This window comes from Bradyrhizobium sp. 44 (genome assembly GCF_023073095.1).
GTDB lineage: Bacteria > Pseudomonadota > Alphaproteobacteria > Rhizobiales > Xanthobacteraceae > Bradyrhizobium.
On the sequence record NZ_JADPIY010000004.1, the window covers coordinates 72013 to 96289 of the forward strand.

Genomic DNA, 24277 nt, shown 5'->3' on the forward strand with positions numbered 1-24277 from the left:
GTTTTCCATGTCGTTCTGGACACGCCACCAAATCTTCGAAAAGAACTCGATCATCCTGATCGTCGGCATCCTGCTGGTGATCGCGATCGGGGGGCTCGTCGAGATCACCCCGCTGTTCTACCTCAAGAGCACGATCGAGGCGGTCGACGGGATCCGGCCGTATACGCCGCTGGAGCTCGCCGGGCGCAACGTCTACATTCGCGAGGGCTGCTATCTCTGCCATTCGCAGATGATCCGCCCCTTGCGCGACGAGGTCGAGCGCTACGGTCATTTCTCGCTGGCCGCCGAGAGCATGTACGACCATCCGTTCCAGTGGGGCTCGAAGCGCACCGGTCCCGATCTTGCCCGCGTCGGCGCCAAATATTCCGACGACTGGCACGTCACCCATCTGACCAACCCGCGCGCAATCGTGCCGCAGTCGGTGATGCCCGGCTATCCGTTCCTCAGCAAGACCGAGGTCGATCCGGACACGATCGCCGACCACATGCGCACGCTGCGGACCGTCGGCACGCCCTACACCGACGACCAGATCGCCAATGCGGGCGCCGACATGAAGGCCCAGGCCGATCCTGACAATGCAGGCTCCGACGCCTTCACCAAGCGCTACGCCAAGGCCGTGGTGCGCAACTTCGACGGCAAGGCCGGCACACCGACCGAGATGGACGCGCTGATCGCGTATCTCCAGATGCTCGGCACGCTGGTCGACTTCAAGATCTACAACGAGAAAGCCAATCTTCGCTGAGAAGGCACCAACGATGAAAGCCATCCTGACCCTCGACAATCTCGCGTCCGGTCTCGTGACCACGATCTGGACGCCGGTGTTCGTCGCGATCTTTGTCGCGATCATCGCCTACGCATTCTGGCCCCGTAACAAGGCAGCTTTCGACGAAGCGGCACACCTGCCGTTGCGGGAGGAGTAAGAGATCATGACCGATCATCATAGCGACATCGATCCCGTCTCCGGCAGGTCCACGACCGGACATGAGTGGGACGGCATCAAGGAGCTCAACACGCCGCTGCCGCGCTGGTGGGTGATCAGCTTCTACCTCACCATCGTCTGGTCGATCGGCTACTGGATCGTGTATCCGGCCTGGCCGCTGATCTCCAGCAATACCACCGGCCTGTTCGGCTACTCGACACGCGCCGACGTCGCGGTCGAGCTCGCCAATCTCGAGAAGATCCGCGGGGCCAAGATGGTTGCGCTGGGCGCGGCCTCACTCGCCGACATCGAGAAGGATCCAGCCCTGCTCGCGCTCGCGCGAGCCAAGGGCAAGACCGTGTTCGGCGACAATTGCGCGCCGTGCCATGGCTCAGGCGGCGCCGGCGCCAAGGGCTATCCGAACCTCAACGACGACGACTGGCTGTGGGGCGGATCGCTCGACCAGATCATGCAGACCATCCAGTTCGGCGCACGTTCCGGTCACGCCAAGGGGCACGAAGGCCAGATGCTCGCCTTCGGCAAGGACGGCGTGCTGAAGCCGGACGAGATCGTCACGGCCGCCAATTATGTTCGGGCACTGTCGGGCCTTCCGACTCGCAAGGGCTATGACGCGGCCAAGGGCGAGAAGATCTTCACGGAGAATTGCGTCGCCTGCCATGGCGACGGCGGCAAGGGCAACCCGGAGATGGGCGCTCCCAACCTGACCGACAAGATTTGGCTCTATGGTTCGGACGAGGCGTCGCTGATCGAGACCATCAGCCAGGGCCGCGCGGGCGTGATGCCGGCTTGGGAAGGGCGGCTCGATCCCGCCACCATCAAGGCAATGGCAGTTTACGTCCACTCGCTGGGCGGCGGAAAATAGCCAATCCGGCACAGGCGGGGGCGAATAAAAAAAGCCCCCGCTTGCGCTGGATCAACTGACGCGGCGGCGTCGGGTCTAGGTTTTATCGCACCTCTCGAAAAGCTCCAGGCGATGAACAGGACCGTGAACCCAAAAGAGCTCCCATTAGACGATGACAACGGGCCGCTCTATGTGGCCCAGAAGAAAGTCTATCCCCAGAGCATCTCCGGCACCTTCCGCCGGATCAAATGGGGCCTGATGGCGTTCTGCCTCGGCGTCTATTATTTCCTGCCGTTCGTGCGCTGGAACCGCGGCCTCGGTGCTCCGAGCCAGGCGGTGCTGATCGATCTTCCCAACAGCCGCTTTTATTTCTTCTTCATCGAGCTGTGGCCGCAGGAGGTCTACTACTTCACCGGCCTGCTGATCGTCGCCGCGGTGGCGCTATTCCTGATGAACTCCGTCGGCGGCCGCATCTGGTGCGGTTATCTCTGTCCGCAGACAGTCTGGACCGACCTGTTCTATGCGGTCGAGCGCCTGATCGAGGGCGACCGGCGCGAGCGGATGAAGAAGGACAAATCGTCCGACCCGATGAAGCTGGAGCGCATCTCCGAGATCGTGCTCAAGCATTCGATCTGGCTTTTGATTGGGTGGTGGACCGGTGGCGCCTGGGTGCTCTATTTCAACGATGCACCGACGCTGGTTAGGGAACTCGTCACCTTCCAGGCGCCGATGATCGCCTATATCTGGATCGGCATCCTCACTGCAACGACCTACGTGCTCGCCGGCTTCATGCGCGAGCAGGTCTGCACCTATATGTGTCCGTGGCCGCGGATCCAGGCCGCGCTCACCGACGAATGGGCGCTCAACGTGACCTATCGTTACGATCGCGGCGAGAAGCGTACGTCGGTGAAGAAGGCAGCCGAGCTGCGCGCGCTCGGCGAGCAAGTCGGCGACTGCGTCGACTGCTATCAATGCGTCGCCGTGTGCCCGACCGGCATCGACATCCGCAATGGACCGCAGCTCGAATGCATCCAGTGCGGGCTCTGCATCGACGCCTGCGACAACGTGATGACGAAAATCGGCCGGCCGAAGCGGCTGATCGGCTATGACAACGACGTCAACATCCAGCGCCGCCAGGAAGGCAAGGCGCCGGTCTACCGCATTGTCCGGGCTCGCACCGTCGCCTACAGCGCGATCATCGCGGCGGTCGGCGGCATCATGATCTATACGCTGGCGACCCGCAGCCTGCTCGACGTCAACGTGCTGCACGACCGCAACCCGGTCGCTGTCAGGCTCAGCGACGGATCGATCCGCAATGCCTACACGGTGCGGCTGCTCAACAAGAGCGGCTACGATCGGGTCATCGCGATCGACGCGAACGGTCCGGTCAATGCGACGATCCATGTCATCGGGATCGATTCAGTGACGCAGGACCGGCCGATGATCGTGGTTCCGCGCGACTCCACCAGCGAGCTGCGGGTGCTCGTGACCGCGCCGGTGGAGGGCAATCCGGAAAAGTCGATCCCGGTTCGCTTTCACGTCACCGATATCGGGCTCGGCGAAGTCGCCAGCGCCACCGACAATTTCGTCGCGCCCTAGGATCAGGAGTTCGCCATGGCAACCAAGCCGCTGACCGGAACCAAGGTGTTTCTGATGCTGGTCGCCTTCTTCGGCGTCGTGATCGGCGTCAACGCGACCATGATGAAGCTCGCGATCGCGACGCTGCCAGGGACGGACGTCGACAGCCCCTATGCCGCGGGCCTCGCCTATGACCGCGAAATTTCGGCGGCGCAGGACCAGGCTGCGCGAAAATGGAAGGTCAACGCCCATGTCGAGCGCCGCGCCGACGGCGGCGCCGTGCTTCAGGTCGAGGCGCGCGACGCGAGCGGACAGCCGATCGCCGGACTGAAATTCGGCGGCCGCCTGGAGCGGCCGACCGACAAGCGCGCCGATCTCGCCATCGAGCTCTCGGAGGCCGGCATCGGCCTCTATCGCGGCAATGCCGCATCGGTCGCGCCGGGCCAGTGGGATCTGGTGATCGAGGGCGAGGCGCGGGGAACGCGCGTGTTCATGTCGCGCAACCGCGTGATCCTGAACTGAAGGATTTTGCCATGCACGTCTCGCGGGACTTTTCGCATTACGTCCGGACTGCGGGCGAGGGCGTCCAGCACATCGATCTCGCGGTCGAGGGTGTCCACTGTGCCGGCTGCATGGCCAAGATCGAGCGCGGGCTATCCGCGATTCCCGACGTCACGCTGGCGCGCGTGAACCTCACCGACCGGCGCGTTGCACTGGAATGGAAGGCGGGCACGCTCGATCCGGGCCGCTTCATCGATCGCCTCGAGGAGCTCGGCTATAAGGCCTATCCTTACGAAACCGAGAGCGCGGAGGCGAGCGAGGTCGCCGAATCGCGCTTCCTGCTGCGCTGCCTCGGCGTCGCCGCGTTCGCCACCATGAACGTGATGATGCTGTCGATCCCGGTGTGGTCCGGCAACGTCTCGGACATGCTGCCGGAGCAGCGCGATTTCTTCCACTGGCTGTCGGCGCTGATCGCACTGCCGGCGGCGGCCTATGCCGGCCAGCCGTTCTTCCGCTCGGCCTGGCGCGCGCTGTCGGCCAGGACCACGAACATGGACGTTCCGATCTCGATCGGCGTGACGCTGGCGCTCGGCATGTCCGTGGTCGAGACTATCAACCACTCCGAGCACGCCTATTTCGACGCGGCGATCATGCTGCTCACTTTCCTCCTGGTCGGTCGCTTCCTCGACCAGAACATGCGCCGGCGGACCCGCGCGGTCGCGGGCAATCTCGCCGCGCTCAAGGCGGAGACCGCGGCCAAGTTCGTCGGGCCTGACGAGATATCTCAAGTGCCGGTGGCCGCGATCTATCCCGGCGACATCGTGCTGCTGCGCCCCGGCGAGCGCTGCGCGGTCGACGGCACCGTGATCGAGGGCCGTTCCGAGATCGACCAGAGCCTGATCACCGGCGAGACGCTCTATGTCACCGCCGAACAGGGCACGCCGGTCTATGCGGGATCGATGAACATCTCAGGGACCTTGCGGGTGCGGGTCTCCGCGGCCTCGGAGGCGACGCTGCTTGCCGAGATCACGCGGCTCCTCGACAATGCGCTGCAGGCGCGCTCGCGCTACATGCGGCTCGCCGACCGCGCCTCGCGTCTCTACGCGCCGGTGGTGCATGCCACCGCGCTCGTCACCATCCTCGGCTGGGTCATCGCGGGCGCCGGCTGGCATGATGCGATCGTGACCGGCGTCGCGGTGCTGATCATTACCTGTCCCTGCGCGCTCGGGCTCGCCATTCCAACGGTGCAGACGGTGGCTTCGGGCGCGATGTTCAAGGCGGGTGTGCTGCTGAATTCCGGCGATGCCATCGAGCGTCTCGCGGAAGCCGATCACGTCATCTTCGACAAGACCGGCACGCTGACGCTGCCCGATCTCGAAGTGATGAATGCGGCCGATATCCCCGCTGAAATCTTCGAGCTTGCCGGGCGGCTCGCGCTGTCGAGCCATCATCCGGTCGCCGCCGCGGTCGCGCAGGCCTCCGACGCCAGATCGCCGATCGTTAGCGCGGTCGAGGAGGCCGGCCAGGGCGTGCGTGCTGTGGTCGATGGCATCGAGATTCGCCTCGGCCGTCCGTCCTTCTGCGGCGCCGAGACGCTGGTCTCCGACGTGACAAATCTCGATCCCGAAGCCTCCGTCGTGGCGTTCAGCAAGGGCAGCGAAAAATTCATCCTCTCCGTGCGCCAGGGCCTCCGTCCCGATGCGCAGGCTGTGATCGCGGCGCTGAAGGCGCGCAATATCGGCATCGAGATTCTCTCCGGCGACCGTGAACCGGCGGTGATCGCGGCGGCCCATGCGCTGGGCATCTCGGAATGGCGGGCCGGTGTGACCCCGGCCGACAAGATCGCGCGGATCGAGGTCTTGAAGCAGCGGGGCATGAAGGTCCTGATGGTCGGCGACGGCATGAACGATGCGCCGTCGCTGGCGGCAGCGCACGTCTCGATGTCGCCGATCTCGGCCGCGCATTTGAGCCAGGCGACCGCCGATCTCGTCTTCCTCGGCCGACCGCTGGCCCCGGTCGTCGCCGCCATCGACGCGTCGCGCAAGGCGCTGCACCTGATGCGGCAGAATCTCTGGCTTGCGATCGGCTACAATGTCCTCGCGGTGCCGGTCGCGATCAGCGGCGTCGTGACGCCCCTGATCGCGGCTGCCGCCATGAGCGGATCGTCGATCCTGGTGATGCTGAATTCGCTGCGTGCGCGCGGCGCCTCGCGGGAGATCGTGTGATGGAGATCCTCGTCATCCTGGTGCCGCTGGCGCTGATGCTCGGTCTCGCCGGTCTCGTCGCCTTCCTCTGGTCGCTCCGGAGCGGCCAGTACGACGATCTCGACGGCGCCGCATGGCGCGCCATCGCCGACGACGAGCCGCCGCAGGAGGTGCCGGTCAAGCGCTAGCGCTTCAAGGCGAGCGTCAGCAGGGCAGCCGCAGCAAGGGCAGCGCCGACACCCGCGACGCACGCCTGCCAGCCGAACCCGTCGAACAGCCGGCCGAGCACGGCCGTCCCGACCAGGCCGCCGCAGAAGTAGCAGGCAAGATAGGTCCCGCTGGCGATGCCGCGGCTGTCGGTCGCCGCCTGTCCTACGAATCCTGTCGCAGCCGCTTGCGCGAAGAAGGTACCGACGCCAACCAGAACCATGCCGGTGACGACTTCGCCCAGATGCGGCGCCAGCAGCAGCGGCAGGCCCAGCCCGGCGACGGCCAGCGAACCCCAGATCGTCGGCCGCGCTCCCAGCCGCGTGGCCACCTTGCCGGCCAGCAAGGTCGTGACGACCGACGGCAGGAAGACGAAATAGACAAGGCCAAGGTCCATCATGCCGAGCGAGAGCGGCGGCTGGACCAGCACAAAATTCACGAAGGTGAAGGTGCCGATGAAGGCGAACAGGATGCAAAATCCGATGCCGAAGGCCGCGCGCACTGCGGATTGCGCCAGTGCGCGATCGTGGCGGCGAGGGGAGATCCCGCAGGCATCATCGCATGCATCGGCCGCACGCGCCCGATGGTGAAATAGACCAGCACTGCGCCGGCCAGATTGAGGGCTGCGAAGAAATAAAAATTCCAGGCGAGGCCCAAGCCGTCGGCGACCGCCGCCGAGATCAGCCGGCCGACCAGGTTGCTGGCGACATTGCCGGTGATGTAGGCGGCAAAGGCGCCGCCGGCATCCATCGTGCTGCATTGTTCGCCGAGATAGGCGAGGGTTAGCGCGAAGGCGGATGCCATGCACAGGCCCTGCGCGATCCGCAAAGCGGTGAAAACCGCGAGATTTGGCGCGGTCGCCAGCAGGCTGGTGGGGACTGCCAGCAGCGCGAGGCTGAGCAGGATGCCGGTCCGCCGGTTGATGCGCGGGCTGAAGAAGCCGACGACGAGGCTGGCTATCGCCATGCCGAAGGTGCTGGCATTGACGGCAAAGCCCATCGCCGCCGGTGTGACGCCGTAATGGCGCGTCAGCGAAGGCAGGATCGCCTGTGTCGCGAACAGGTCGACGACCGTGAGGAAGGCAGTGAGGCCGATCACGAGGGAGCGAAGCGCGAGACCTGGTGAATGCGTGTCCATCGTCATCGCGGTCGGTTTGATCGACGCGGAAAGATCGGTCATGGCAGGCCTCCCTTGTGATGAATGTGGCGCCCGCATGTGGGGCAGCATGGGGATCACGGGCGCCACATTCCGTCACGCGTGCGCTGGGGTCGCGCACCCGTTACATGTTGTGGTCGTGCGGGTCCTTGCGGACGTCGCCGACATAGAGAATGACCATTTCCTTGCCGAGGTTCTTCCACCAGTGCGAGGTGCCGGACACCTCGGGGCGGATGTCGCCGGCCTTGTGCACGATCGGATCAACGCAGTTGGAAGCGTGTTCGACGATCTCGCCTTGCTGCACGAAGATCAGGGCGGGGCGGTCGTCATGGCTGTGCCAGGGCACGATGCCGCCGGGCTCGATGGTCAGCTTGCGGAAGCGCAGCTCGCGGCCCTCGATGTGTGCCGGCTGCTTGCCGAGGTCGATGGCGCCGAGCGTGACGTCGGTGACGCCGACCGGCTTGTAGTCGACCATCTGCTGCGCGTTCGGCTTGATCTTGTCGGCCGGGCATTCACCGGCGGAGACCGGCTGCGCCGAGAGTGTCAATACGCCGAGGATGGCAAGGCCGGGCCAGACCGCGCGCAACAATGTGGGATGCCTGAACATCGGGATGTCTCCTGTGTTGGCCGCAACCGCAATGGTCGTCGGCTATGTCGGGACTTTCGTCGAGAGGGCGCTCGTTCTGAAATGCTCTTTCGCTCTCGCTGCGATAGACCGGCGCTATCGGGCCCGATACGCGCTCGCTATCGAACCGATTGGGGATCGGCATTTCCGCTTCCCGAGCGCTTGGCGTTCGATGGCGGGGCGCCCGATTGGCGGGCGTTCACGTCAATCCGGAGGAGCATCTCATGACGAAATTATCAAAGGCCTTGATTGCCACGGCTGCGTTCGCGGTCATCGCCACATCGGCCTTCTCGGAGGCCGCATGGGATTTCAAAGCCGGCATGGCCTACATGTATGGCGGACCCGGCAAGATGTCGGCGATGGCTATGGCCCCGGCGGAGAAGAACCACGAGGCCATGATGAAGAGCGCCAAGAAGGTCCCCGACAACACCGTCTTCTTCATGAACAACGGATCGCTGTATTCCACCTCGGGGCGGCTGGATCCTACCGGCAATTTCTACGTCAACTGATCGCGCGCGCATGACGGCCGCCTCTTGCGGGCGGCCGGATCGGGCACCTAATATTCGTCCCCTGAACGCTGGAGCGCAAGATGACCTCTCTCTCGCCGGCCGATGCCGAGCGGCTCAAACTCGCCTTCCAGCGCTGCCGTGACATGGATGGCACGCTGAACGAGCAACTCCGCGCCTATGCCGACGCCAGCCGCGACGTGTTCCCGGCCTATGGCGAGGCAGTCGATCGTCTGGTGACCAGATTGAATGGAGGCGGCGGCGGCGAGACCGCGCCGCGTCCGGGCGACGCAATGCCGTCGTTCATGTTGCCTGACGAGAGCGGGCGTCTCGTCGCGCTGTCCTCACTGCTCGAGAGCGGCCCAGTCGCCGTGATGTTTTTCCGCGGCCATTGGTGCCCCTATTGCCGGCTCAATGTCCGCGCGGTGGTCCAGGCGCTTGATAGCATCGAGTCCATGGGTGCGCGGATTGTCGCGATCATGCCGGAGACGCAGGAATACACCCAGCAGCTCAAGGCGGAAGCTGGCGCCCCATTTCCGATCCTGACCGACCTCGACAACGGCTATGCGTTGTCGCTCAATCTCGCGATCTGGCTCGGTGCCGAGATCCAGCACCTGTTGTCCTATCAGGACATGGCGAAATTCCACGGCAATGATGGCTGGATGCTGCCGATCCCGGCCGTGTTTGTCGTTGGTCGCGACGGTCTCGTGAAAGCCCGCTTCGTCGATCCGGATTTCCGCAAGCGCATGGAGATCGATGATCTGCTTGAAGCGTTGGAAGGCGCGAGCAGGGAGGCCTAAAAGAGTGAGGAGCGAGCGTGGCTGCTACCCCGCAATCTCCCGCCAATCCGCACCGCGCAACATGCGCATAACGGCATTGGCCACCGCCGTGCGCTGCCGGCCGGCGACCCCGTAGAGGCTAACGGTGCGACGGGCGTCCAGCCCGGCGACCGCAGCGCGCGTCAGCGTCTCCGGAACGGGCGAGGTGTGCGGCAGCATGGCGACGCCGATGTCGGCCTCGACCAGCTCGATCAAATCGCGCTCGTTCGAGATTTCGTGACCCTGCTCGACCGCGATGCCGTGCTCGCGCAGGCTCGCCGAGATACGGGCGGAATGCTCGCAAAACGTCCGGCTCAGCAGCTGCTCCGCGCGCAGATCGTCCAGTGCGATGCTGCTGCGGCCGGCCAGGCGGTGCCCGTCGCTGACCACGAGCTCGAAGCTCTCGGTGAATAGCGGCCAGACATCGAGCCGCTCCCAGGCCTCGTCGATGTCCGCGGCAATCCCTAACTCGGCCTCGCCCTTCTTCAGGAACTCGGCCACTTCACGACTCGAGCCGCGCAGGAAGCGGAATTCGAGCCGGTTGAACTGCCGCTTGATCTGGTTGAGATGCGGAATGAGGAGCGACAGGTCGATCGAATGCGTCAGCGCGACGCGGAGCGCGCCGATCTCGCCGCTCCGGAACGAGGAGGCCAGCGATCGGGCGCCGGTGGCCGCTTCGAAACACTGCTTCAGCAGAGGATGCATGCGCTGCCCGAGCTCGGTCAATTGCGCTGCGGGCCGTTCGCGGCGAAACAGATCGCCGCCGAGCTCGGCCTCGAGCTGCTTGATCGCGCGTGTCAGCGAAGGCTGCGTCACGTTGCAGTCCTCGGCGGCGCGCGTGAAGTTCAAGAGCTGCGCCACCGCGAGGAAATAGCGGACCTGGTGCATTTCCATGGATCGGCTCTCCAGCAAGACCTGGCGGAAGCTAGCCGATCGGGGCGGAGAATGACATCCCGGCCGCAATAGCGCACGGGCATGGTTTCGGAAGCCAACGGGCATTTCCGTCAAACCAGGCGATCCCTCAGAGTCGGCTCAACATCAGTCATCGTGTCGGAGCATTTTGCCAATGAATATGTCCGTGAAGCCGCAGACGTCCGCCGCCCGGGCGCTCGCGGGCAAGGTTGCCCTCGTCACGGGCTCAACCAGTGGCATCGGCCTCGGTATCGCGCGGGCACTTGCCGCGGCCGGCGCCGACATCGTGCTGAACGGCCTTGGTGTGGCGGCCGAGCTCGACCGGACGCGCGAGCAGATCGCGGCGGAGTTCGGCGTAAAGGCAAGCTTTTCGCCGGCCGACATGACGAGGCCGAATTCGATCGCCGAGATGATCGCGGCGACGGTCGCGCAGGCCGGCCGGCTGGATATCCTGATCAACAATGCCGGCATCCAGCACGTCGCGCCGCTGGAGCAGTTTCCGGTCGAGAAATGGGACCAGATCCTCGCGATCAATCTGTCGTCGGCCTTCCACACCACGCGGCTCGCGCTGCCCGCAATGCGACAGAACGGGTTCGGCCGGATCATCAACATCGCCTCCACGCATGGTCTCGTCGGCTCGCCGTTCAAGGCGGCCTACGTCGCGGCCAAGCACGGCATCGTCGGGCTCACCAAGGTGACCGCGCTGGAGACCGCAGAAGAGGGCATTACCTGCAACGCGATCTGTCCCGGCTATGTCTATACGCCGCTGGTCGAGGCGCAGATCGATGGACAGGCCAAGGCGCACGGGATCTCGCGCGACCAGGTGATCCGCGACGTGCTGCTGGCGCAACAGCCCAACAAGCGCTTTGCTACGGTCGAGGAGCTCGGCGCGCTCGCGGTATTCCTCTCGACTGACGCGGCGGCTTCGACCACCGGCGTCGCGCTGCCGGTCGACGGCGGCTGGACCGCGCATTAACATGAGCCGGCGTAACAAGTGGCGGCCGGCAGCGAATCTCGGAGCAGTGCAGGCTGATCAGGAGCGAACCATGAACGGCACGCAGAGTAACATCCAGCGCAAGGACCTGCCCGGGCAGGTCGTCCTCGTGCTTCAAGGCGGCGGCGCGTTAGGCTCCTACCAGGCGGGCGTCTACCAGGCGCTGCACGAGGCCGGTATCGAGCCGGACTGGATCATCGGCACCTCGATCGGTGCCATCAATGCCAGCCTTATTGCGGGTAATGCGCCGGAGCACCGGCTCGCGCGCCTGCGAGAGTTCTGGAAGCGGATGGAGCAGAAGCCGGTCTGGGACTCGGGCACCACATTTCCCGGCTTCAACGAGAAGCTGGCCTATTGGTCGGCCGTGACCCACGGCATTCCTGGCTTCTTCCGACCCAATCCGCTGGCGCATGCCGGGGATGCCTATCCGCTGGGCGCCGACCATGCCGGCTTCTATTCCACTGCGCCTCTGGAGAAGACGCTGCGCGAGCTGGTCGATTTCGATCTGGCCAACCGCTGCGCGCCGCGGCTGACGGTCGGCGCGGCTCATGTCGGCACCAGCCAGATGCGCTATTTCGACAGCCGCGACGGTGTGCTGACGGTGAAGCATGTCATGGCTTCGGGCGCATTGCCGCCGGCATTCCCGGCGGTGCGGATCGATGGCGAACTCTATTGGGACGGAGGCATCCTCTCGAATACGCCGACGGAAGCGGTGTTCGACGACAATCCGCGCAAGAATTCGCTGATCTTCTCCGTGCATCTGTGGAATCCCGTCGGCGCCGAGCCGACCACGATGGCGGAGGTGCTGAACCGGCACAAGGATGTGATGTATTCGAGTCGGATCGCGAGCCAGATCGAACGCCAGCAGCAGGCCCATCGCCTGCGCCATGTCATCAACCAGCTTGCGGAACGCCTGCCTGAGAGCGAACGCGGCGATGCCGCGGTGAGGGAGCTGATGAGCTACGGCTGTCCGACCCGTATGCATGTCGTGCGGCTGCTGGCGCCGCAGCTCGACCGCGAGACCCATACCAAGGATATCGACTTCAGCCCGTCGGGGATCACGCGGCGCTGGCATGCCGGCTATGCCCACACGAGGTCGGTGCTGGCGCGAAAACCGTGGATCGGCGAATTCGATCCGCTTGCGGGCGTGGTGCTGCACGAGCATATGGACGAGATGCCGATGGCGGCGGAGTAGAGCCGCAGGCGATCATCCCCGTTCATCGAATTGCCACAGGCCTTGCGGATCGTCGCTCTTTGTCCGCAGCTGAAAGGGCATGCAAGTGGTGTCGGGAAGCGATCTGGAACTGGCGCTCGATCACGTCCGCGCGGATATGGCGGGACCGATTGCCGGCGTGTTCGGTCCTGACACGGTGACCTGGCGGATCGACCGGGAAGCCGTGATCTTTCTCGGTGCCGGTCGTGCGTTGTTGCTGCAGCTGGCGCATCCCTGGGTCGCCGCCGCTATCGCCGAGCATTCGAAAACCTTTGCTGATCCGATCGGACGATTTCACCGCACCTTCGACATCGTCTTTGCCATGGTGTTCGGCTCGCTTGACCGCGCGCTGTCATCATCGCGGCAACTGCACCGGCGCCACAGCATGATCGTCGGCGAGATGCCGGAGACCGTCGGTCCGTTCGCGGCAGGCTCGCGCTACTGTGCCAACGACATCCCGTCGCTGCGCTGGGTTCATGCCACGCTGGTCGAGACCGCGCTGATGGCGCATGATCTGGTTTTGCCACCGCTCTCGGCGGAGGATCGCGAACGCTACTGGACCGAGAGCCGTTTGTTCGGTGCTCTGTTCGGATTGACGGTGCACGGTCTGCCGGCGGACTGGTCGGGCTTTGCGGCCTACACCGCGGCAATGACGCAGTCGGACACGCTGACCGTCAGCCCGGCCGCGCGCGAGATTGCGGGGCAGATCTTTGGCGGCGCCCGTCCGTGGTTGCGTCCGCCGCGCTGGTATCGCGCGATCACGGCAAGCCTGCTGCCGGAACGCCTGCGTGTGGGATTCGGGTTCGATCTTGATGAGCGCGACACCAGATCTGCCGAGAAGGCGCTGCGATGGATACGGCGGGTCTATCCAAGATTGCCAGACCGGCTGCGCTACGTCGGTCCCTACCAGGAAGGGCAAGCGCGGCTGCGCGGCGAGTCGCAGCCGGACTGGATGACACGGTGTCTTAACCGTGCCTGGATCGGACGGTCGCAGATGGATGTGCGCGGGAGGGGGTGAAGTCCTCCGCCGTTGCCACAAACCACCGTCATTGCGAGGAGCTCTTGCGACGAAGCAATCCAGGCTGCTGCCACGGAAACAGTCTGGATTGCTTCGCTACGCTCGCAATGACGAGGAAACGCAGGCCTCACACCGACGCCAGCTTCCGGTACAGCGCGTTGTAGCTGCCGGCCGGGATGCTCCAGGAGAACGAGCGTCCCATCGCACTGCGACGCATGGTGTCGAGCTGGTCTTGCGCCATGAAGGCGGAGAAGGCGCGGCGGACGCCGCCGAGGAAGGATTCGTGCGAGGGTTTTGAGAACAGGAAGCCGGTTTCGCCGTCGGTAATGGTCTCGGCGAGGCCGCCGGTCTGGTGACCGATCGGCAGCGAGCCGAAGCGCTGGGCGTACATCTGGCTGAGCCCGCAGGGCTCGAAGCGTGACGGCATCAAGGTGAAGTCGCTACCGGCGAAGATGCGGCGCGCCTGGGCCTCGTTGAAGCCGATCACGACCCCGATCGCGTCGGGGCGCCGGCGATGCGCGTCGATCAGCGCCTGCTCGAGCGCCGGCTCGCCGGAGCCGGTGACCACGATCTGCCCGCCGGCATCGACGATCTCATCGGCCGCCGCCAGCACGAGGTCGATGCCCTTCTGGTGCACCAGCCGGGCGACGATGCCGAACATCGGGCCGCGCGACACCGCAAGCCCGAACTGCTTGCGCACATAATCCGCGTTGGCCTTCTTGCCGACCCAGTCGCCGGCGCCGAACTGCTGGGCAAGCTGGGCGCAGGAACGGGGATCCCAGCTCTCGTCGATCCCGTTAAGGATGCCGGTGAGCTCGGCCGCGTCGGAGCGGACTCGAAGCAGGCCTTCGAGACCGCAGCCGAATTCATCCGTGGTGATCTCCCGCGCATAGGTGCCGCTGACGGTGGTGAGATGCGATGCGTAGACCAGCCCGGCCTTGAGGAAGGAGAGCTGGTCGTAGAACTCGACGCCGTCGATGTGGAAGGAGCTCTCCGGTGCGCCGATCCGCCGCAGCGAGTCCTTCGGGAAGAGGCCCTGATAGGCGAGGTTGTGGATGGTCAGGATCGACGGCAGCTTGGAGCCGCGCCAGGTGAGGTAGGCCGGCACGAGCGAAGCCTGCCAGTCATTGGCATGGATCAGGTCTGCTGCCCAATCCTTGTCCAGCGTGCCCATCGCGAGCTCAGCGGCGGCCGAGGCAAAGCGCGCAAAACGGATGTCGTTGTCGGGCCAGTCGCGCCCGGACTCGTCGCCATAGGGGTTGCCGGGCCGGTCGTAGAGTTGCGAGCACAACAGCACATAGACCGGCAGGCCGTCCTTGGTCGCGGCCCGGCCGAGCGAGCAGGCCGGCATCTCCGCGAACGCCGGACAGCGGCCAACGATCTGAATATGCGTGAGTTGTTCGATGATATCGCGATAGCCGGGCAGCATGACCCGGATGTCGGCGAAAGGACGGAGGGCTCGGGGGAGTGCAGCGGAAACGGCTCCGAGTCCGCCGACGCGGACAAAGTCGTCCATCTCTGTCGTAACGAACAAGACCCTCAAGAACTGCTGCCCTCTGCCGGAGCCCGATTGCTGCTATGCAAGAACGGGTCCAGTTGCCCCGGAATTCCCAAAGCCGCCCGCCAGACGCGTCCGTTCGGTAAAGACTTTCCTACTCAGCCGTCGCCCTTTAGGGTCGGCGCACGAACAACAGAGAACTTCGATAAGTTCCTAACTGACCCGAGGACGCAAGCAGGCATGCAGCTATCAGATAAGCATGATGGGACGACGACAAAGGCCTTCGCCGGCCTCCGGGTCCTGGATTTTTCGACCACCATTGCCGGTCCCCATTGTGCGCGGATGCTCGCCGACATGGGCGCCGAGGTCATCAAGATCGAGACCGACGGCGGCGAGACGATGCGAACCCGGCCGCCGCTGCGCAAGGGCTGCAGCACCGTGTTCGGCCAGCTCAACGTCGGGAAGAAGAGCGTCGTGCTCGACCTCAAGTCCGAAGAGGGCAAGGAGGCGGTCCGCCGGCTGGCCGCGACGGCCGACATCCTGGTCGAGAACTTTCGCCCCGGCGTGATGCACCGGCTGCGGCTCGACTATGACAGAATGCGTGCCGTCAACCCGAAGCTGATCTACTGCTCGATCTCCGGCTACGGCCAGAGCGGCCCGTCGGCCGAGCTGCCGGCCTACGCACCGGTGATCCATGCGGCATCCGGCTACGACATGGCGCATCTCGCCTACCAGCCCGGCCGCAGCCGCCCGGATTATTGCGGCATCTACCATGCCGACGTCGTCACCGGCACCTACGGGTTCGGCGCGATTGCGTCGGCGCTCTACCAGCGCACCCTGACTGGGCTCGGCCAGCACATCGACGTCTCCATGCTGGAATCGATGCTGACGCTGACATTGATCGAGTTGCAGAACTCGCAGTTCACCGTGAAGCCGCCGCCGCGCCCGATGTTCGGGCCGACCGAGACGGCGAGCGGTTATGTCATGATCACGGTGGCCAGCGAGAAGACGTTTCAGGGACTGATGGGCGTGATCGGCCGCCCCGAATGGATCTCCGATCCGCGCTTCTCCACCTACGCCGCGCGTCGGGACCATTGGGCCGACTTGATGGACGGTGTCGAGGTCTGGTCGCGGCAGCTCTCGACCGATGTCTGTCTTGTCGCGCTAGGTGCGGCCGGCGTGCCGGCCTCGGCATACCGCACTGTGTCCGAAGCACTGGCCGATCCGCAGCTCGCGCATCGTCAGGCGCTCTCGTCTGTGGAGGACGAAGGCGGTTCGTTCCAGGTCCTCAATCTGCCGTTCCGGATGACCGGTGCCGACACGACACCGGGCAAGACGATGGCCGTGCTTGGCGAGCACACCGACCGACTGCGCGCGGAGATCGGGCTCACCGACGGTGGACCAATTCCGTTAGCCAAAACAGCCGCGCAAACCTGACGGCGAGGTTGACGGACAGCTTCGTGCAGCGAGCAATGCGGCGTTGCGCGTGGCCGGCTTGCCATCATCCGTCGGCCTCAACTAGACAGGTCCGAGTTTGTCTCGTCCTGCCGCCCATGCCATGGTGGCGACGACAAGAAAAGTATCCGGGAGGACGCCAATGAAAAGTTTCAAGGTCGCCGATTTCAAGGCGCCGCTGCAGGAGTTCGACGAGGCGACGCCGCAGCCGTCGGGCACGCAGGTGTTGATCAAGGTGAAGGCCGCCGGCGTCTGCCATAGCGACCTCCACATCTGGGAAGGCGGCTACGATCTCGGCCACGGTCGCAAGCCGCTGTCGCTGAAGGATCGCGGCATCAATTTGCCGCTGACCATGGGACACGAGACAGTCGGCGAGGTCCTCGCCTTCGGCCCGGACGTGAAGTCGTCGGATCAGGGCGACGTGAAGATCGGCGATGTCGGGCTGGTCTATCCCTGGATCGGTTGCGGCAAATGCGCGACCTGTCTAGCCGGCGACGAGAACATGTGCCTGACGCCGCGCTCGCTCGGCGTCTATTGCGACGGTGGTTATTCCGACCACATGCTGGTGCCGCATCCGCGCTATTTGCTCGATCTGAGAGGCCTCGATCCCGCGTCGGCCGCACCCTACGCCTGCTCGGGCGTCACGACCTACAGCGCGCTGAAGAAGCTCGAGCAGCACTTCGACACGCCGATCGTGATGTTCGGTGCCGGCGGACTTGGCCTGATGGCGCTGTCGCTGCTGAAGGCGATGGGCGGCAAGGGCGCCATCATGGTCGACATCGACGCGAAGAAACGCGAAGCCGCGGAGCAAGCCGGCGCGCTCGCGGCCGTCGATCCCAAGGCGCCCGACGCGCTGGAGCAGCTTGCCAAGAAAGCCGGTGGCCCCATCCGCGCGGTGCTCGATCTGGTCGGCAACGCCGCCACCACGCAACTCGGCTTCGACTGCCTGACCAAGGGCGGCAAGCTCGTCATCGTCGGCCTATTCGGCGGCGGGGCGACCTGGGCGCTGCCGCTGATTCCGATCAAGGCGGTGACGATCCAAGGCAGCTATGTCGGCAATTTGCGCGAGACGCAGGAGCTGCTCGATCTCGTGCGAGCGAAGAACATAGCGCCGATCCCGGTGACGCGGCAGCCGCTCGCCAAGGCCAACGACGCGCTGGTGCAGTTGCAGCAGGGCGCGGTGGTCGGCCGCACGGTGCTGACGCCGTAACTTCCGCTCCATCCTCCGTCATTGCGAGGAGCGAAGCGACGAAGCAATCCAGAATGTCTCCACAGATGCAGTTCTGGATTGCTTCGCTTCGCTCGCAATGACGACTTGGCTCGCTCTTTCCCGAGGCTTCCCCCATGTCCGCAAATAACGCCTTCCACATTGCCGTGCTCGCCGGTGACGGCATCGGTCCCGAAGTCATGGCGCCGGCCATCGAAGTCCTGCGCAAGATCGAGACGAAATCCGGCCTGAGCTTCCGCTTCACCGAGGCGCCGGCGGGCGCCAATCATTATCTCGCCACCGGCAAGTCGATGCCCGATACCACCATCAGGCTGTGCGAGGATGCGGACGCGATCCTGCTCGGCGCCTGCGGCCTGCCGTCGGTGCGCTATCCTGACAACACCGAGATCGCGCCGCAGATCGAGCTGCGCTTCATCTTCGATCTCTATGCCGGTGTGCGCCCGGCGCGGCTCATTCCGGGCGTGCCGAGCCCGATCGTCGGCGCCGACCAGCGCGGCATCGATCTCGTCGTGATCAGGGAGTCCACCGAAGGCCTGTTCGCCTCGATGGGCAAGGGCGTCGTCACCCATGAGGAGGCGCGCGAGACCATGGTGATCACGCGCAAGACGTCCGAGCGCCTGTTCGAGTTCTCGTTTCGCCTCGCCGAGCGGCGCAAGGCGCGCGGCAAGCCCGGCGCGCTGGCCTGCGTCGACAAGGCGAACGTGTTCAAGGCCTTTGCGTTCTTCCGCGGCATCTTCGACGAGATCGCCAAGCGTCATCCGGAGGTGAAGACCGATAGGCTCTATATCGATGCCTGCTCGGCGATGCTGGTGAAGCGTCCCTGGGATTTCGACGTGATGGTGATGGAGAACATGTTCGGCGACATCGTCTCCGACATCACCGCGAGCCTGATCGGCGGCCTCGGCATGGCGCCGTCGGCCGACATCGGCGACAAGTACGCCGTATTCCAGCCGTGCCACGGCACCGCGCCCGACATCATGGGGCAGGGCAAGGCCAATCCCACCGGGATGATCTTGTCGGCTGCAATGATGCTGGACTGGCTCGCCGACAAGCACGGTGTCGAGGGCGCGGCCGAGGCCGGCGAGCAAGTCGAACGTGCTGTGGACAAGGTCTACGCCGGCGGCCTCAAGCCGATGGAGTTCGGCGGCAGCAACGGCACCGCCGACATTACGAAGGCGGTGCTCGCGGCGCTGTAGTCAAGGAAGAGGGGCCTCGCGGCCCCTCGCAATTCACCAGCGACGCCAGTGGCGGTGGCCGCCCCAGCCCCACGGACGCGGACCGTAGAAGCGTCGCGGACCGCCGTAAAAGCCGTAGGCGCCATAATAGTTCGGACGCCAGAAGCAGCGACCCCACGGGTTACACACCCAGCGCACCTGATCGACGTTGGCTGCCGGGCCGCTCGCGATACGGTCGGCCTGCGGAATGCCGTTCGGCATCGCTGCGAGCGTCTGTCCCGATATGAGCGCTGCGCCGCCCAGGGCAGCCAGACCAACAACAGCTAATTTGAGTTTCATCGCAATCTCCCTCGTTTGATGGCGAGAGAACTTCCAGCAAATCAGCTGGTTGCTATGGTGTTGCAGGGGCGTGGGAATTTAATCTTCCTGAATGCATGTTCACGTTACCTGCCGTCGTTGCTGCGCTTCGTGGCAATAACGGAATCACCGTCCCTGGAACTGCGGCTTGCGCTTCTCCATGAAGGCCTGACGGCCCTCGCGAAAATCCGCGCTGTCCATGCAGGCCGTGCCGGCCGCCCTGATCGCGTCCATGTCGCGCCCGCTTTCGTCCTTCAGCACCTGAGCAATGGTGAGCTTGGCGGCCTTGATCGCGAGCGGCGCATTTTGCGAGATCGTCTCGGCGATGCCCATGGTCTCGCCCCAGAGCTGATCCTCCGGAACCACGCGCTCGACCAACCCGATGCGCAGTGCTTCCGACGCATCGATGCGCATGCCCGTATACATCAGGAGTCGGGCCCAGGACGGTCCGACCAGCGACACCAGGTGCTTCAAGCCATCATAACCGTAGGCGATGCCGAGCTTCGCCGCGGGAATGCCGAACTGGCTGTCATGGGAGGCGATGCGGATGTCGGCAAGCATCGCCACCTGCATGCCGCCGCCAAGACAAAAGCCCTGGATGCAGGCAATGGTCGGCTTGGGATAATCGGCAAGCAGCGCGCGCTGGGCGGCGCTGCGTTTGCCATATTCCTCGGAAGCGGCGGCGTTATGGCGCGTCTTCTCGAACTGGCTGATGTCGGCGCCCGATACGAAGGCCTTGCCGCCGCCGCCGCGCAGGATCACGACGCGCACGGCAGCGTCGTCGCGCAAGGCTGTCAGTGCCTCGCCAAATCCCTCCCACATCTCCAGCGACATCGCGTTGCGCTTGTCGGGATTGTTGAAGGTGATCACGCCGACGCCACCGGCTGTGTGCTTGAGGATCTTGCCGTCGGCGTAGGGAATTTCGGTCGTGCTGGACATGTCGGACATCACGCTCATTTTCGTTGGCGAGGCGCAATGTTCGGCCGGGGCGAGGCCAGGGTCAACCGCGGCAACGGACGTGGCTTTGCAGTCACCTGTGCCGCGATTGCATGGCGCCATCTATCTCGTCATGTGCGCGGTCAGCGGATGGCTGCCGGCGTTGCTGAAGAAGGCCGCCTCTTCGGCGGTCGCCTCCAGCAGTTGCTCGTCCTGGTGATAGACGTCGTTGCGGAACTGGACGGTCTGGTCCTTGGTCATCCACGCCGTGAGATAGATCCAGGCCACCGGTACCTTCTTCACCATGGCGACGTCGAGATGCTGGCCGCTGGCGATTTCCGCGTCGATCGCGGCGCGGCTCCATTTCGGCTGGTCCCTCAAGAGCCAGGCGGCGAGATCGCGCACGTTGTCGACGCGCGAGCAGCCATGGGAATCGAAGCGGTAATCATCGCTGAACAGATTGCGCTGGTTGGTGTCGTGCATGTAGACCGAATAGGAATTCGGCATGTCGATCTTGACCGCGCCGAGCGCGTTGAACGTGCCGTTGTGCTGGCGCACGGTGAAGTTCGGCGTATGCGTGCCCGACCAGTCGACCGAATTCGGGTCGATCGGATTGTCGTGGGCGTCGAGCACTTCCATGTGCATGCGCGACAGATAGCTGGGATCCTTGCGCATATGCGCGGAGATCTCGGTCTTGGCGATCGAGGAGGGCACCGTCCAGGTCGGATTGAGGACGACGCTGCTGATCTGGGCCGTCAGCGTCGGCGAGGGCTTTTCGGTCTTGCCGACGATCACGCGATAACGCCTTACCACGACGTCGTTCTCGACCGCTTCGGCGAAGGCGGCGGGGATGTTGACCACGACATAGCGTTGGCCGAAGCCGAAATTCATGTTCTCGAGCCGCTGCAGCGAAGCCTCCAGCTGCCGGATGCGCTTCTGCACCGGCACGTTCATCGCCGCAATCGTGCGCGGCGTCATCGTTCCGGTCGGCGCGAGGCCGTGGCGGGCCTGGAAGCGTTTCACGGCGTCGGCGAGATCCTGGTCGAAGGCGCCGCTCGCCTTGTCGGCGGCAAGATCGCCGGAGACGATCAGCCGCTTGCGCAGGATATCGTCGTTGGCGCCCTGGGCGCCGGGCGCGAATTTGGCGTCTGCCGGGATCGCCGGCCAGCCGCCGCGCACGGCAAGATCGGAATAGCTCAGCGCCGCATCCTTGATGCGCTGGGCGGAGCCCTCGTCATAGGTCGGCTCGTGCGTCAGCGCGAGCGCCGCGGCCGAGCGGCTCTCTGCCGTCGAAGCGGACGCTGGCGCGGCAGTTTTCGGTGCGGCTGCGTGGGCCGGATTGGCGGTGGCCGGCACCGTGCCAGCCGCAGTCGCAGGCTTGGGCCCGGCCTGTCCAATCGTCTCGGTCTGAGCAAGCGCAGAGGCGCTCGCAAGCATGCCGACGGCAATGATCATCGCATGGCGTTTCGACATGTGTCCCATCTTCCCATGAGAGCGAGGCCCGGGCGGGCGCTCGCATCGGCAATTCCCCGGTTCGTCGTGCTGATTCGAGAAATCGGCGGGAGGCTAGCGCCTCCCGGTTGCGGCTCCCTTAAGCGCGGCGCATCACGAGCCCGGCACGTCGGACGGCGGTCTCTGGATTGGGTCGCGACAGGGCAGGAATGGGTTCGCGAAAACCGCGGGCGACGGCGGGAAAAATGGTCAACAAAAAGGGGCGGTCATGCCGCCCCGAGAAGTCCGCGCAAGCGCGGGCCGGATATATCTCGTCCCGGTCTCGTTCAATCCAGCCGCGCCCCGTGACGCGGCGGATTGAACATCGGGCGGAAGGCGCGAACGCCGATCGGCTCAGGCTTCGTTCGCTGCGATCGATTCCATCAGCGAGACGAGCTGACGCTGCACCGTCTGGTCCTTGATCTTGCTGTAGGCGCGCAGCAGGCGGAGGCTGAATGCCGAGTCCAGGAAGAGCAGGCTCTCGACTTCGCGCGCCTTGTTGTCGCCGTCATAGAAGAAGGTCACGGGCACATCGAGGGCGGTGGCGATCTGCTGAAGCCGGGCCGCGCCGACGCGATTGACGCCCTTCTCATACTTCTGGACCTGCTGGAAACTGACGCCGAGCTTCTCGCCGAGCTCGGCCTGCGAGACCTTCATCTCGACGCGTCGCAGACGGATTCGCTTGCCCAGCTCAATGTCCGGCTTGCCGGCACTGCGCTGCTTCATTCTCTTCGCCGCTGTCTTCATCTTTTTTCTCATCGGTCTTCGGTTGAAAACCCCCCGAAGAGCTGGGTCAGGGGTTCGCCCATATACTCGTCCTTGAATTCATGCGGGTGCACGAACTCTTCCTTAAACCACGGGAAACGCGCCGGATTGAAGGCTTCGATCAGCCAGTCAATCATGTGCCGTACGCGCGGAATCCGGCCGCTACCAGGATGGTAGGACAACCAGATATCCAGCGATCTGTTCAGCTCGACTTCCAGTGGAATCAACTTCCCGCCAAGCGCAACGGCGTAGCTCGGGAACACGCCGATTCCGGCGCCATTCGCGACCGCCCAGTAATTGGCGCTCGAGACGTTGGTCTTCATGACCAGAAGGTCACGCTCCGGAACGCCGGGGAAGAAGCTCTCGAAAGTTTGCTTGGCATCGAGCTGGTCGGCGAACTGCAGCACCAGGCGGTGCTTGATCAACTCCATCGCCGAACGCGGCGCGCCATGTTTCGAAATGTATTTCTCGGAGGCCCAGAACATCAGATGCATGCGGCCGAGCCGCACCAGCTTGACGTCGAGCGCCGCAGGCCGCGACAGGTGAATGGCGACGTCGGCCTCGTGGCGAGAGACGTCGGCCGAACGCATCGCGCAATGCAGGTCGACCAGGATCTTCGGATACGCCTGCTGGAATTCGACCAGTCGCGGGGCGAGCCAGAATGTGCCAAGTCCCTCGGTAATGGCGACGCGGACCTCGCCGGCCAGGGCGTTCGTCGTCGAATCGCTGGTGCGCAGCACGTCGAACGCGGCCGCCTCCATTTGCTCGACGGCGGAGACCACCAGCGCGCCTTCGTCGGTCAGGCGGGTGCCGTGGACGTCGCGGGTGAACAGAGTGGTGCCGGTCTGGCGTTCGAAATCATCGATCCGGCGGCGGACGGCGTTGATCGACAGTGACAGGCGCTCAGCCGCCGAGCGGAAACTTCCGCATCGGACGACTTCCAGGAAAATGCGCGCCGCATCCCAGTCCGACAGGCCGCTGACGTTTGTCTTTGGGCGTTCCTCCAGAGGAACGCCCCTTTCCGCCAAGGAGTGCATACAAGTCCCTTCGGGTCGCTAAACTGGCAGAATCTGGCGCAAACCACAACCACGGCGGGTTGGGGAGCGTCGAGTTTTGAACGTCATCCTTACTACGCCGCAGGTGGTATTCGGGTGCTGCCAGGGCGGGAACAAGGGCTGGGAATCGGGCAAGCATTCGCCCGTATGAGGGGTGTGGCGTGAGTTCCGTTGTGGGCCGTGACATGGCTGCGGGATCGTCGGCGCTGTCCGCAATGAACGTCCTTGCGCAAGAGCCGGTGCCGCCTTCCGCGATGGATCAATTGCAGCACGCCAGGCGTTTTAAGATCGAGCGTTTTGCGACTGAGCGAGTCGATGGTGGCCTGCGGCGCGAAGCAATACTCGCCGGAACCGCGGTTTCAAGGCAGCAACACACTGAAATCATATTCGGGGGCGCAGCGGCCTCGTGTTATCCTCGACGCTCCATGGGGGCCAAAGAGGTCGTCACAACCACGTCTCACAGGCCGAATTAGCGGGAAGAACGCCGGTGTCGCATTCAGACGAACAGTTGCAGTCGGTGCTGGAAACGCTCGAAGAGTGCCGCAGGGTGCTCAACGAGAGCAACAGCCGCGAGTCGGCCGAGCTGCTGTCCATTGTCATCCTGGACGTGCGGATGAAACTCAAAGGAATTGACAGTGCCGACCTCAAGGCACTGTGCGACGAAATGCTGCGGACCGCGACCAACGAACCGCAGCCCCCCTCCAAGCAGACGCAGGACCAGCCCCGGCGTCCGCTGCTCCGCGTGGTGAAGTAGCCGCGCCGCCAAGTCTCGCTTTTTGGCGAGATTTGTGCGTGTCCCGATGCC

Annotated in this window: 24 protein-coding genes and 1 pseudogene; 16 read left to right on the forward strand and 9 right to left on the reverse strand. The window is 64.6% G+C overall.

Translation table 11 applies throughout. From position 1 onward, the window contains the following. Nucleotides 1-7 precede the first annotated feature (7 nt). The 7 genes from ccoO (at nt 8) to ccoS (ending at nt 6252) form a co-directional block, all read left to right on the forward strand. Entirely contained in the window at nt 8-742 is a 735-nt protein-coding gene (ccoO, locus tag IVB41_RS00360; RefSeq protein WP_247288469.1) for a cytochrome-c oxidase, cbb3-type subunit II, read from the forward strand. A 13-nt stretch (nt 743-755) separates the two neighbouring features. Next, a complete protein-coding gene (locus tag IVB41_RS00365) occupies nt 756-920 on the forward strand; it encodes a CcoQ/FixQ family Cbb3-type cytochrome c oxidase assembly chaperone (protein WP_007594016.1) in 165 nt (54 codons plus the stop codon). 6 nt (nt 921-926) lie between these two features. Continuing rightward, nucleotides 927-1802: a cytochrome-c oxidase, cbb3-type subunit III gene (gene ccoP / locus IVB41_RS00370; protein ID WP_027568802.1), complete on the forward strand. Its 876-nt coding sequence runs from the start codon at nt 927-929 to the stop codon at nt 1800-1802. Between the two features lie 111 nt (nt 1803-1913). After that, nucleotides 1914-3380: a cytochrome c oxidase accessory protein CcoG gene (gene ccoG, locus IVB41_RS00375; protein WP_247425789.1), complete on the forward strand. Its 1467-nt coding sequence runs from the start codon at nt 1914-1916 to the stop codon at nt 3378-3380. Nucleotides 3381-3395: 15 nt separating this feature from the next. Further along, entirely contained in the window at nt 3396-3881 is a 486-nt protein-coding gene (locus IVB41_RS00380; protein WP_247425791.1) for a FixH family protein, read from the forward strand. A gap of 11 nt (nt 3882-3892) precedes the next feature. Then, nucleotides 3893-6085 carry a cation-translocating P-type ATPase gene (locus IVB41_RS00385; protein ID WP_247425793.1) on the forward strand — a complete coding sequence of 731 codons (2193 nt, stop codon included), beginning with the start codon at nt 3893-3895 and terminating at the stop codon, nt 6083-6085. Next, complete coding sequence (gene ccoS, locus IVB41_RS00390) at nt 6085-6252, forward strand: cbb3-type cytochrome oxidase assembly protein CcoS (RefSeq protein ID WP_027568806.1); 168 nt, start codon at nt 6085-6087, stop codon at nt 6250-6252. The genes IVB41_RS00385 and ccoS overlap by 1 nt, the downstream gene beginning before the upstream one ends. Here ccoS and IVB41_RS00395 read toward each other — a convergent pair. Together IVB41_RS00395 and IVB41_RS00400 are read right to left on the reverse strand one after the other, a co-directional pair. Then, nucleotides 6249-7450: pseudogene (locus IVB41_RS00395) on the reverse strand (MFS transporter). The gene ccoS and the pseudogene IVB41_RS00395 overlap by 4 nt on opposite strands. Before the next feature lie 100 nt (nt 7451-7550). Continuing rightward, nucleotides 7551-8033 (reverse strand): cupin domain-containing protein, encoded by a 483-nt coding sequence (locus tag IVB41_RS00400; RefSeq protein ID WP_027568808.1) that lies wholly within the window; start codon nt 8031-8033, stop codon nt 7551-7553. 242 nt (nt 8034-8275) lie between these two features. On the opposite strand from IVB41_RS00400, the gene IVB41_RS00405 reads away from it, so the two are divergent. Both IVB41_RS00405 and IVB41_RS00410 read left to right on the forward strand, forming a co-directional pair. Further along, nucleotides 8276-8560 (forward strand): hypothetical protein, encoded by a 285-nt coding sequence (locus IVB41_RS00405; protein ID WP_247288479.1) that lies wholly within the window; start codon nt 8276-8278, stop codon nt 8558-8560. Between the two features lie 80 nt (nt 8561-8640). Further along, nucleotides 8641-9357 carry a peroxiredoxin-like family protein gene (locus IVB41_RS00410; RefSeq protein ID WP_247425795.1) on the forward strand — a complete coding sequence of 239 codons (717 nt, stop codon included), beginning with the start codon at nt 8641-8643 and terminating at the stop codon, nt 9355-9357. Nucleotides 9358-9381: 24 nt separating this feature from the next. Here the strand turns inward: IVB41_RS00410 and IVB41_RS00415 are convergent, their stop codons facing one another. Continuing rightward, the gene (locus IVB41_RS00415) at nt 9382-10269 is read right to left on the reverse strand and encodes a LysR family transcriptional regulator (protein WP_247399633.1); all 888 of its coding nucleotides are present in this window, start codon (nt 10267-10269) and stop codon (nt 9382-9384) included. Between the two features lie 172 nt (nt 10270-10441). Between IVB41_RS00415 and IVB41_RS00420 the strand changes: the two genes are divergently transcribed. The 3 genes from IVB41_RS00420 to IVB41_RS00430 all read left to right on the forward strand — a co-directional run bounded on the left by IVB41_RS00420 (nt 10442) and on the right by IVB41_RS00430 (nt 13512). Beyond that, nucleotides 10442-11263: a 3-hydroxybutyrate dehydrogenase gene (locus tag IVB41_RS00420; protein ID WP_247425797.1), complete on the forward strand. Its 822-nt coding sequence runs from the start codon at nt 10442-10444 to the stop codon at nt 11261-11263. Nucleotides 11264-11333: 70 nt separating this feature from the next. Beyond that, nucleotides 11334-12476, forward strand: a complete 1143-nt coding sequence (locus tag IVB41_RS00425; RefSeq protein WP_247425800.1) for a patatin-like phospholipase family protein — start codon at nt 11334-11336, stop codon at nt 12474-12476. An 85-nt stretch (nt 12477-12561) separates the two neighbouring features. Continuing rightward, nucleotides 12562-13512: an oxygenase MpaB family protein gene (locus IVB41_RS00430; RefSeq protein WP_247426169.1), complete on the forward strand. Its 951-nt coding sequence runs from the start codon at nt 12562-12564 to the stop codon at nt 13510-13512. A gap of 127 nt (nt 13513-13639) precedes the next feature. Here IVB41_RS00430 and glgA read toward each other — a convergent pair whose 3' ends face one another. After that, a complete protein-coding gene (gene glgA, locus IVB41_RS00435; RefSeq protein WP_247425802.1) occupies nt 13640-15055 on the reverse strand; it encodes a glycogen synthase GlgA in 1416 nt (471 codons plus the stop codon). A 195-nt stretch (nt 15056-15250) separates the two neighbouring features. Here glgA and IVB41_RS00440 point away from each other — a divergent pair, with 195 nt between their 5' ends. The 3 genes from IVB41_RS00440 (at nt 15251) to IVB41_RS00450 (ending at nt 18889) form a co-directional block, all read left to right on the forward strand. Beyond that, entirely contained in the window at nt 15251-16447 is a 1197-nt protein-coding gene (locus IVB41_RS00440) for a CaiB/BaiF CoA-transferase family protein (protein ID WP_247425805.1), read from the forward strand. Nucleotides 16448-16607: 160 nt separating this feature from the next. Continuing rightward, nucleotides 16608-17675: an alcohol dehydrogenase gene (locus IVB41_RS00445; protein ID WP_247425806.1), complete on the forward strand. Its 1068-nt coding sequence runs from the start codon at nt 16608-16610 to the stop codon at nt 17673-17675. Nucleotides 17676-17809: 134 nt separating this feature from the next. Continuing rightward, nucleotides 17810-18889 carry an isocitrate/isopropylmalate dehydrogenase family protein gene (locus IVB41_RS00450; RefSeq protein WP_247425808.1) on the forward strand — a complete coding sequence of 360 codons (1080 nt, stop codon included), beginning with the start codon at nt 17810-17812 and terminating at the stop codon, nt 18887-18889. Nucleotides 18890-18922: 33 nt separating this feature from the next. Here the strand turns inward: IVB41_RS00450 and IVB41_RS00455 are convergent, their stop codons facing one another. From IVB41_RS00455 to IVB41_RS00475, 5 genes are all read right to left on the reverse strand, one after another. After that, a complete protein-coding gene (locus IVB41_RS00455) occupies nt 18923-19207 on the reverse strand; it encodes a hypothetical protein (RefSeq protein WP_247425810.1) in 285 nt (94 codons plus the stop codon). A 144-nt stretch (nt 19208-19351) separates the two neighbouring features. After that, complete coding sequence (locus tag IVB41_RS00460) at nt 19352-20173, reverse strand: enoyl-CoA hydratase (RefSeq protein ID WP_247425811.1); 822 nt, start codon at nt 20171-20173, stop codon at nt 19352-19354. Nucleotides 20174-20284: 111 nt separating this feature from the next. Further along, the gene (locus IVB41_RS00465; protein ID WP_247425813.1) at nt 20285-21634 is read right to left on the reverse strand and encodes a murein L,D-transpeptidase; all 1350 of its coding nucleotides are present in this window, start codon (nt 21632-21634) and stop codon (nt 20285-20287) included. A 372-nt stretch (nt 21635-22006) separates the two neighbouring features. Then, on the reverse strand, nt 22007-22378 hold the full coding sequence (locus IVB41_RS00470; protein ID WP_026233304.1) for a helix-turn-helix domain-containing protein: 372 nt from the start codon (nt 22376-22378) through the stop codon (nt 22007-22009). A gap of 29 nt (nt 22379-22407) precedes the next feature. Beyond that, nucleotides 22408-23454: a LysR family transcriptional regulator gene (locus IVB41_RS00475; protein WP_247425815.1), complete on the reverse strand. Its 1047-nt coding sequence runs from the start codon at nt 23452-23454 to the stop codon at nt 22408-22410. Nucleotides 23455-23959: 505 nt separating this feature from the next. Between IVB41_RS00475 and IVB41_RS00480 the strand changes: the two genes are divergently transcribed. Then, nucleotides 23960-24226 carry a hypothetical protein gene (locus tag IVB41_RS00480; protein WP_007593979.1) on the forward strand — a complete coding sequence of 89 codons (267 nt, stop codon included), beginning with the start codon at nt 23960-23962 and terminating at the stop codon, nt 24224-24226. Nucleotides 24227-24277 lie beyond the last annotated feature (51 nt).

Coding starts and splice junctions, on each gene's coding strand:
- ccoO (WP_247288469.1), top strand. CDS start 8: ATGTCGTTCTGGACACGCCACCAAATCTTCGAAAAGAACTCGATCATC.
- IVB41_RS00365 (WP_007594016.1), top strand. CDS start 756: ATGAAAGCCATCCTGACCCTCGACAATCTCGCGTCCGGTCTCGTGACC.
- ccoP (WP_027568802.1), top strand. CDS start 927: ATGACCGATCATCATAGCGACATCGATCCCGTCTCCGGCAGGTCCACG.
- ccoG (WP_247425789.1), top strand. CDS start 1,914: ATGAACAGGACCGTGAACCCAAAAGAGCTCCCATTAGACGATGACAAC.
- IVB41_RS00380 (WP_247425791.1), top strand. CDS start 3,396: ATGGCAACCAAGCCGCTGACCGGAACCAAGGTGTTTCTGATGCTGGTC.
- IVB41_RS00385 (WP_247425793.1), top strand. CDS start 3,893: ATGCACGTCTCGCGGGACTTTTCGCATTACGTCCGGACTGCGGGCGAG.
- ccoS (WP_027568806.1), top strand. CDS start 6,085: ATGGAGATCCTCGTCATCCTGGTGCCGCTGGCGCTGATGCTCGGTCTC.
- IVB41_RS00400 (WP_027568808.1), bottom strand. CDS start 8,033: ATGTTCAGGCATCCCACATTGTTGCGCGCGGTCTGGCCCGGCCTTGCC.
- IVB41_RS00405 (WP_247288479.1), top strand. CDS start 8,276: ATGACGAAATTATCAAAGGCCTTGATTGCCACGGCTGCGTTCGCGGTC.
- IVB41_RS00410 (WP_247425795.1), top strand. CDS start 8,641: ATGACCTCTCTCTCGCCGGCCGATGCCGAGCGGCTCAAACTCGCCTTC.
- IVB41_RS00415 (WP_247399633.1), bottom strand. CDS start 10,269: ATGGAAATGCACCAGGTCCGCTATTTCCTCGCGGTGGCGCAGCTCTTG.
- IVB41_RS00420 (WP_247425797.1), top strand. CDS start 10,442: ATGAATATGTCCGTGAAGCCGCAGACGTCCGCCGCCCGGGCGCTCGCG.
- IVB41_RS00425 (WP_247425800.1), top strand. CDS start 11,334: ATGAACGGCACGCAGAGTAACATCCAGCGCAAGGACCTGCCCGGGCAG.
- IVB41_RS00440 (WP_247425805.1), top strand. CDS start 15,251: ATGCAGCTATCAGATAAGCATGATGGGACGACGACAAAGGCCTTCGCC.
- IVB41_RS00445 (WP_247425806.1), top strand. CDS start 16,608: ATGAAAAGTTTCAAGGTCGCCGATTTCAAGGCGCCGCTGCAGGAGTTC.
- IVB41_RS00450 (WP_247425808.1), top strand. CDS start 17,810: ATGTCCGCAAATAACGCCTTCCACATTGCCGTGCTCGCCGGTGACGGC.
- IVB41_RS00455 (WP_247425810.1), bottom strand. CDS start 19,207: ATGAAACTCAAATTAGCTGTTGTTGGTCTGGCTGCCCTGGGCGGCGCA.
- IVB41_RS00460 (WP_247425811.1), bottom strand. CDS start 20,173: ATGTCCGACATGTCCAGCACGACCGAAATTCCCTACGCCGACGGCAAG.
- IVB41_RS00465 (WP_247425813.1), bottom strand. CDS start 21,634: ATGTCGAAACGCCATGCGATGATCATTGCCGTCGGCATGCTTGCGAGC.
- IVB41_RS00470 (WP_026233304.1), bottom strand. CDS start 22,378: ATGAAGCAGCGCAGTGCCGGCAAGCCGGACATTGAGCTGGGCAAGCGA.
- IVB41_RS00475 (WP_247425815.1), bottom strand. CDS start 23,454: ATGCACTCCTTGGCGGAAAGGGGCGTTCCTCTGGAGGAACGCCCAAAG.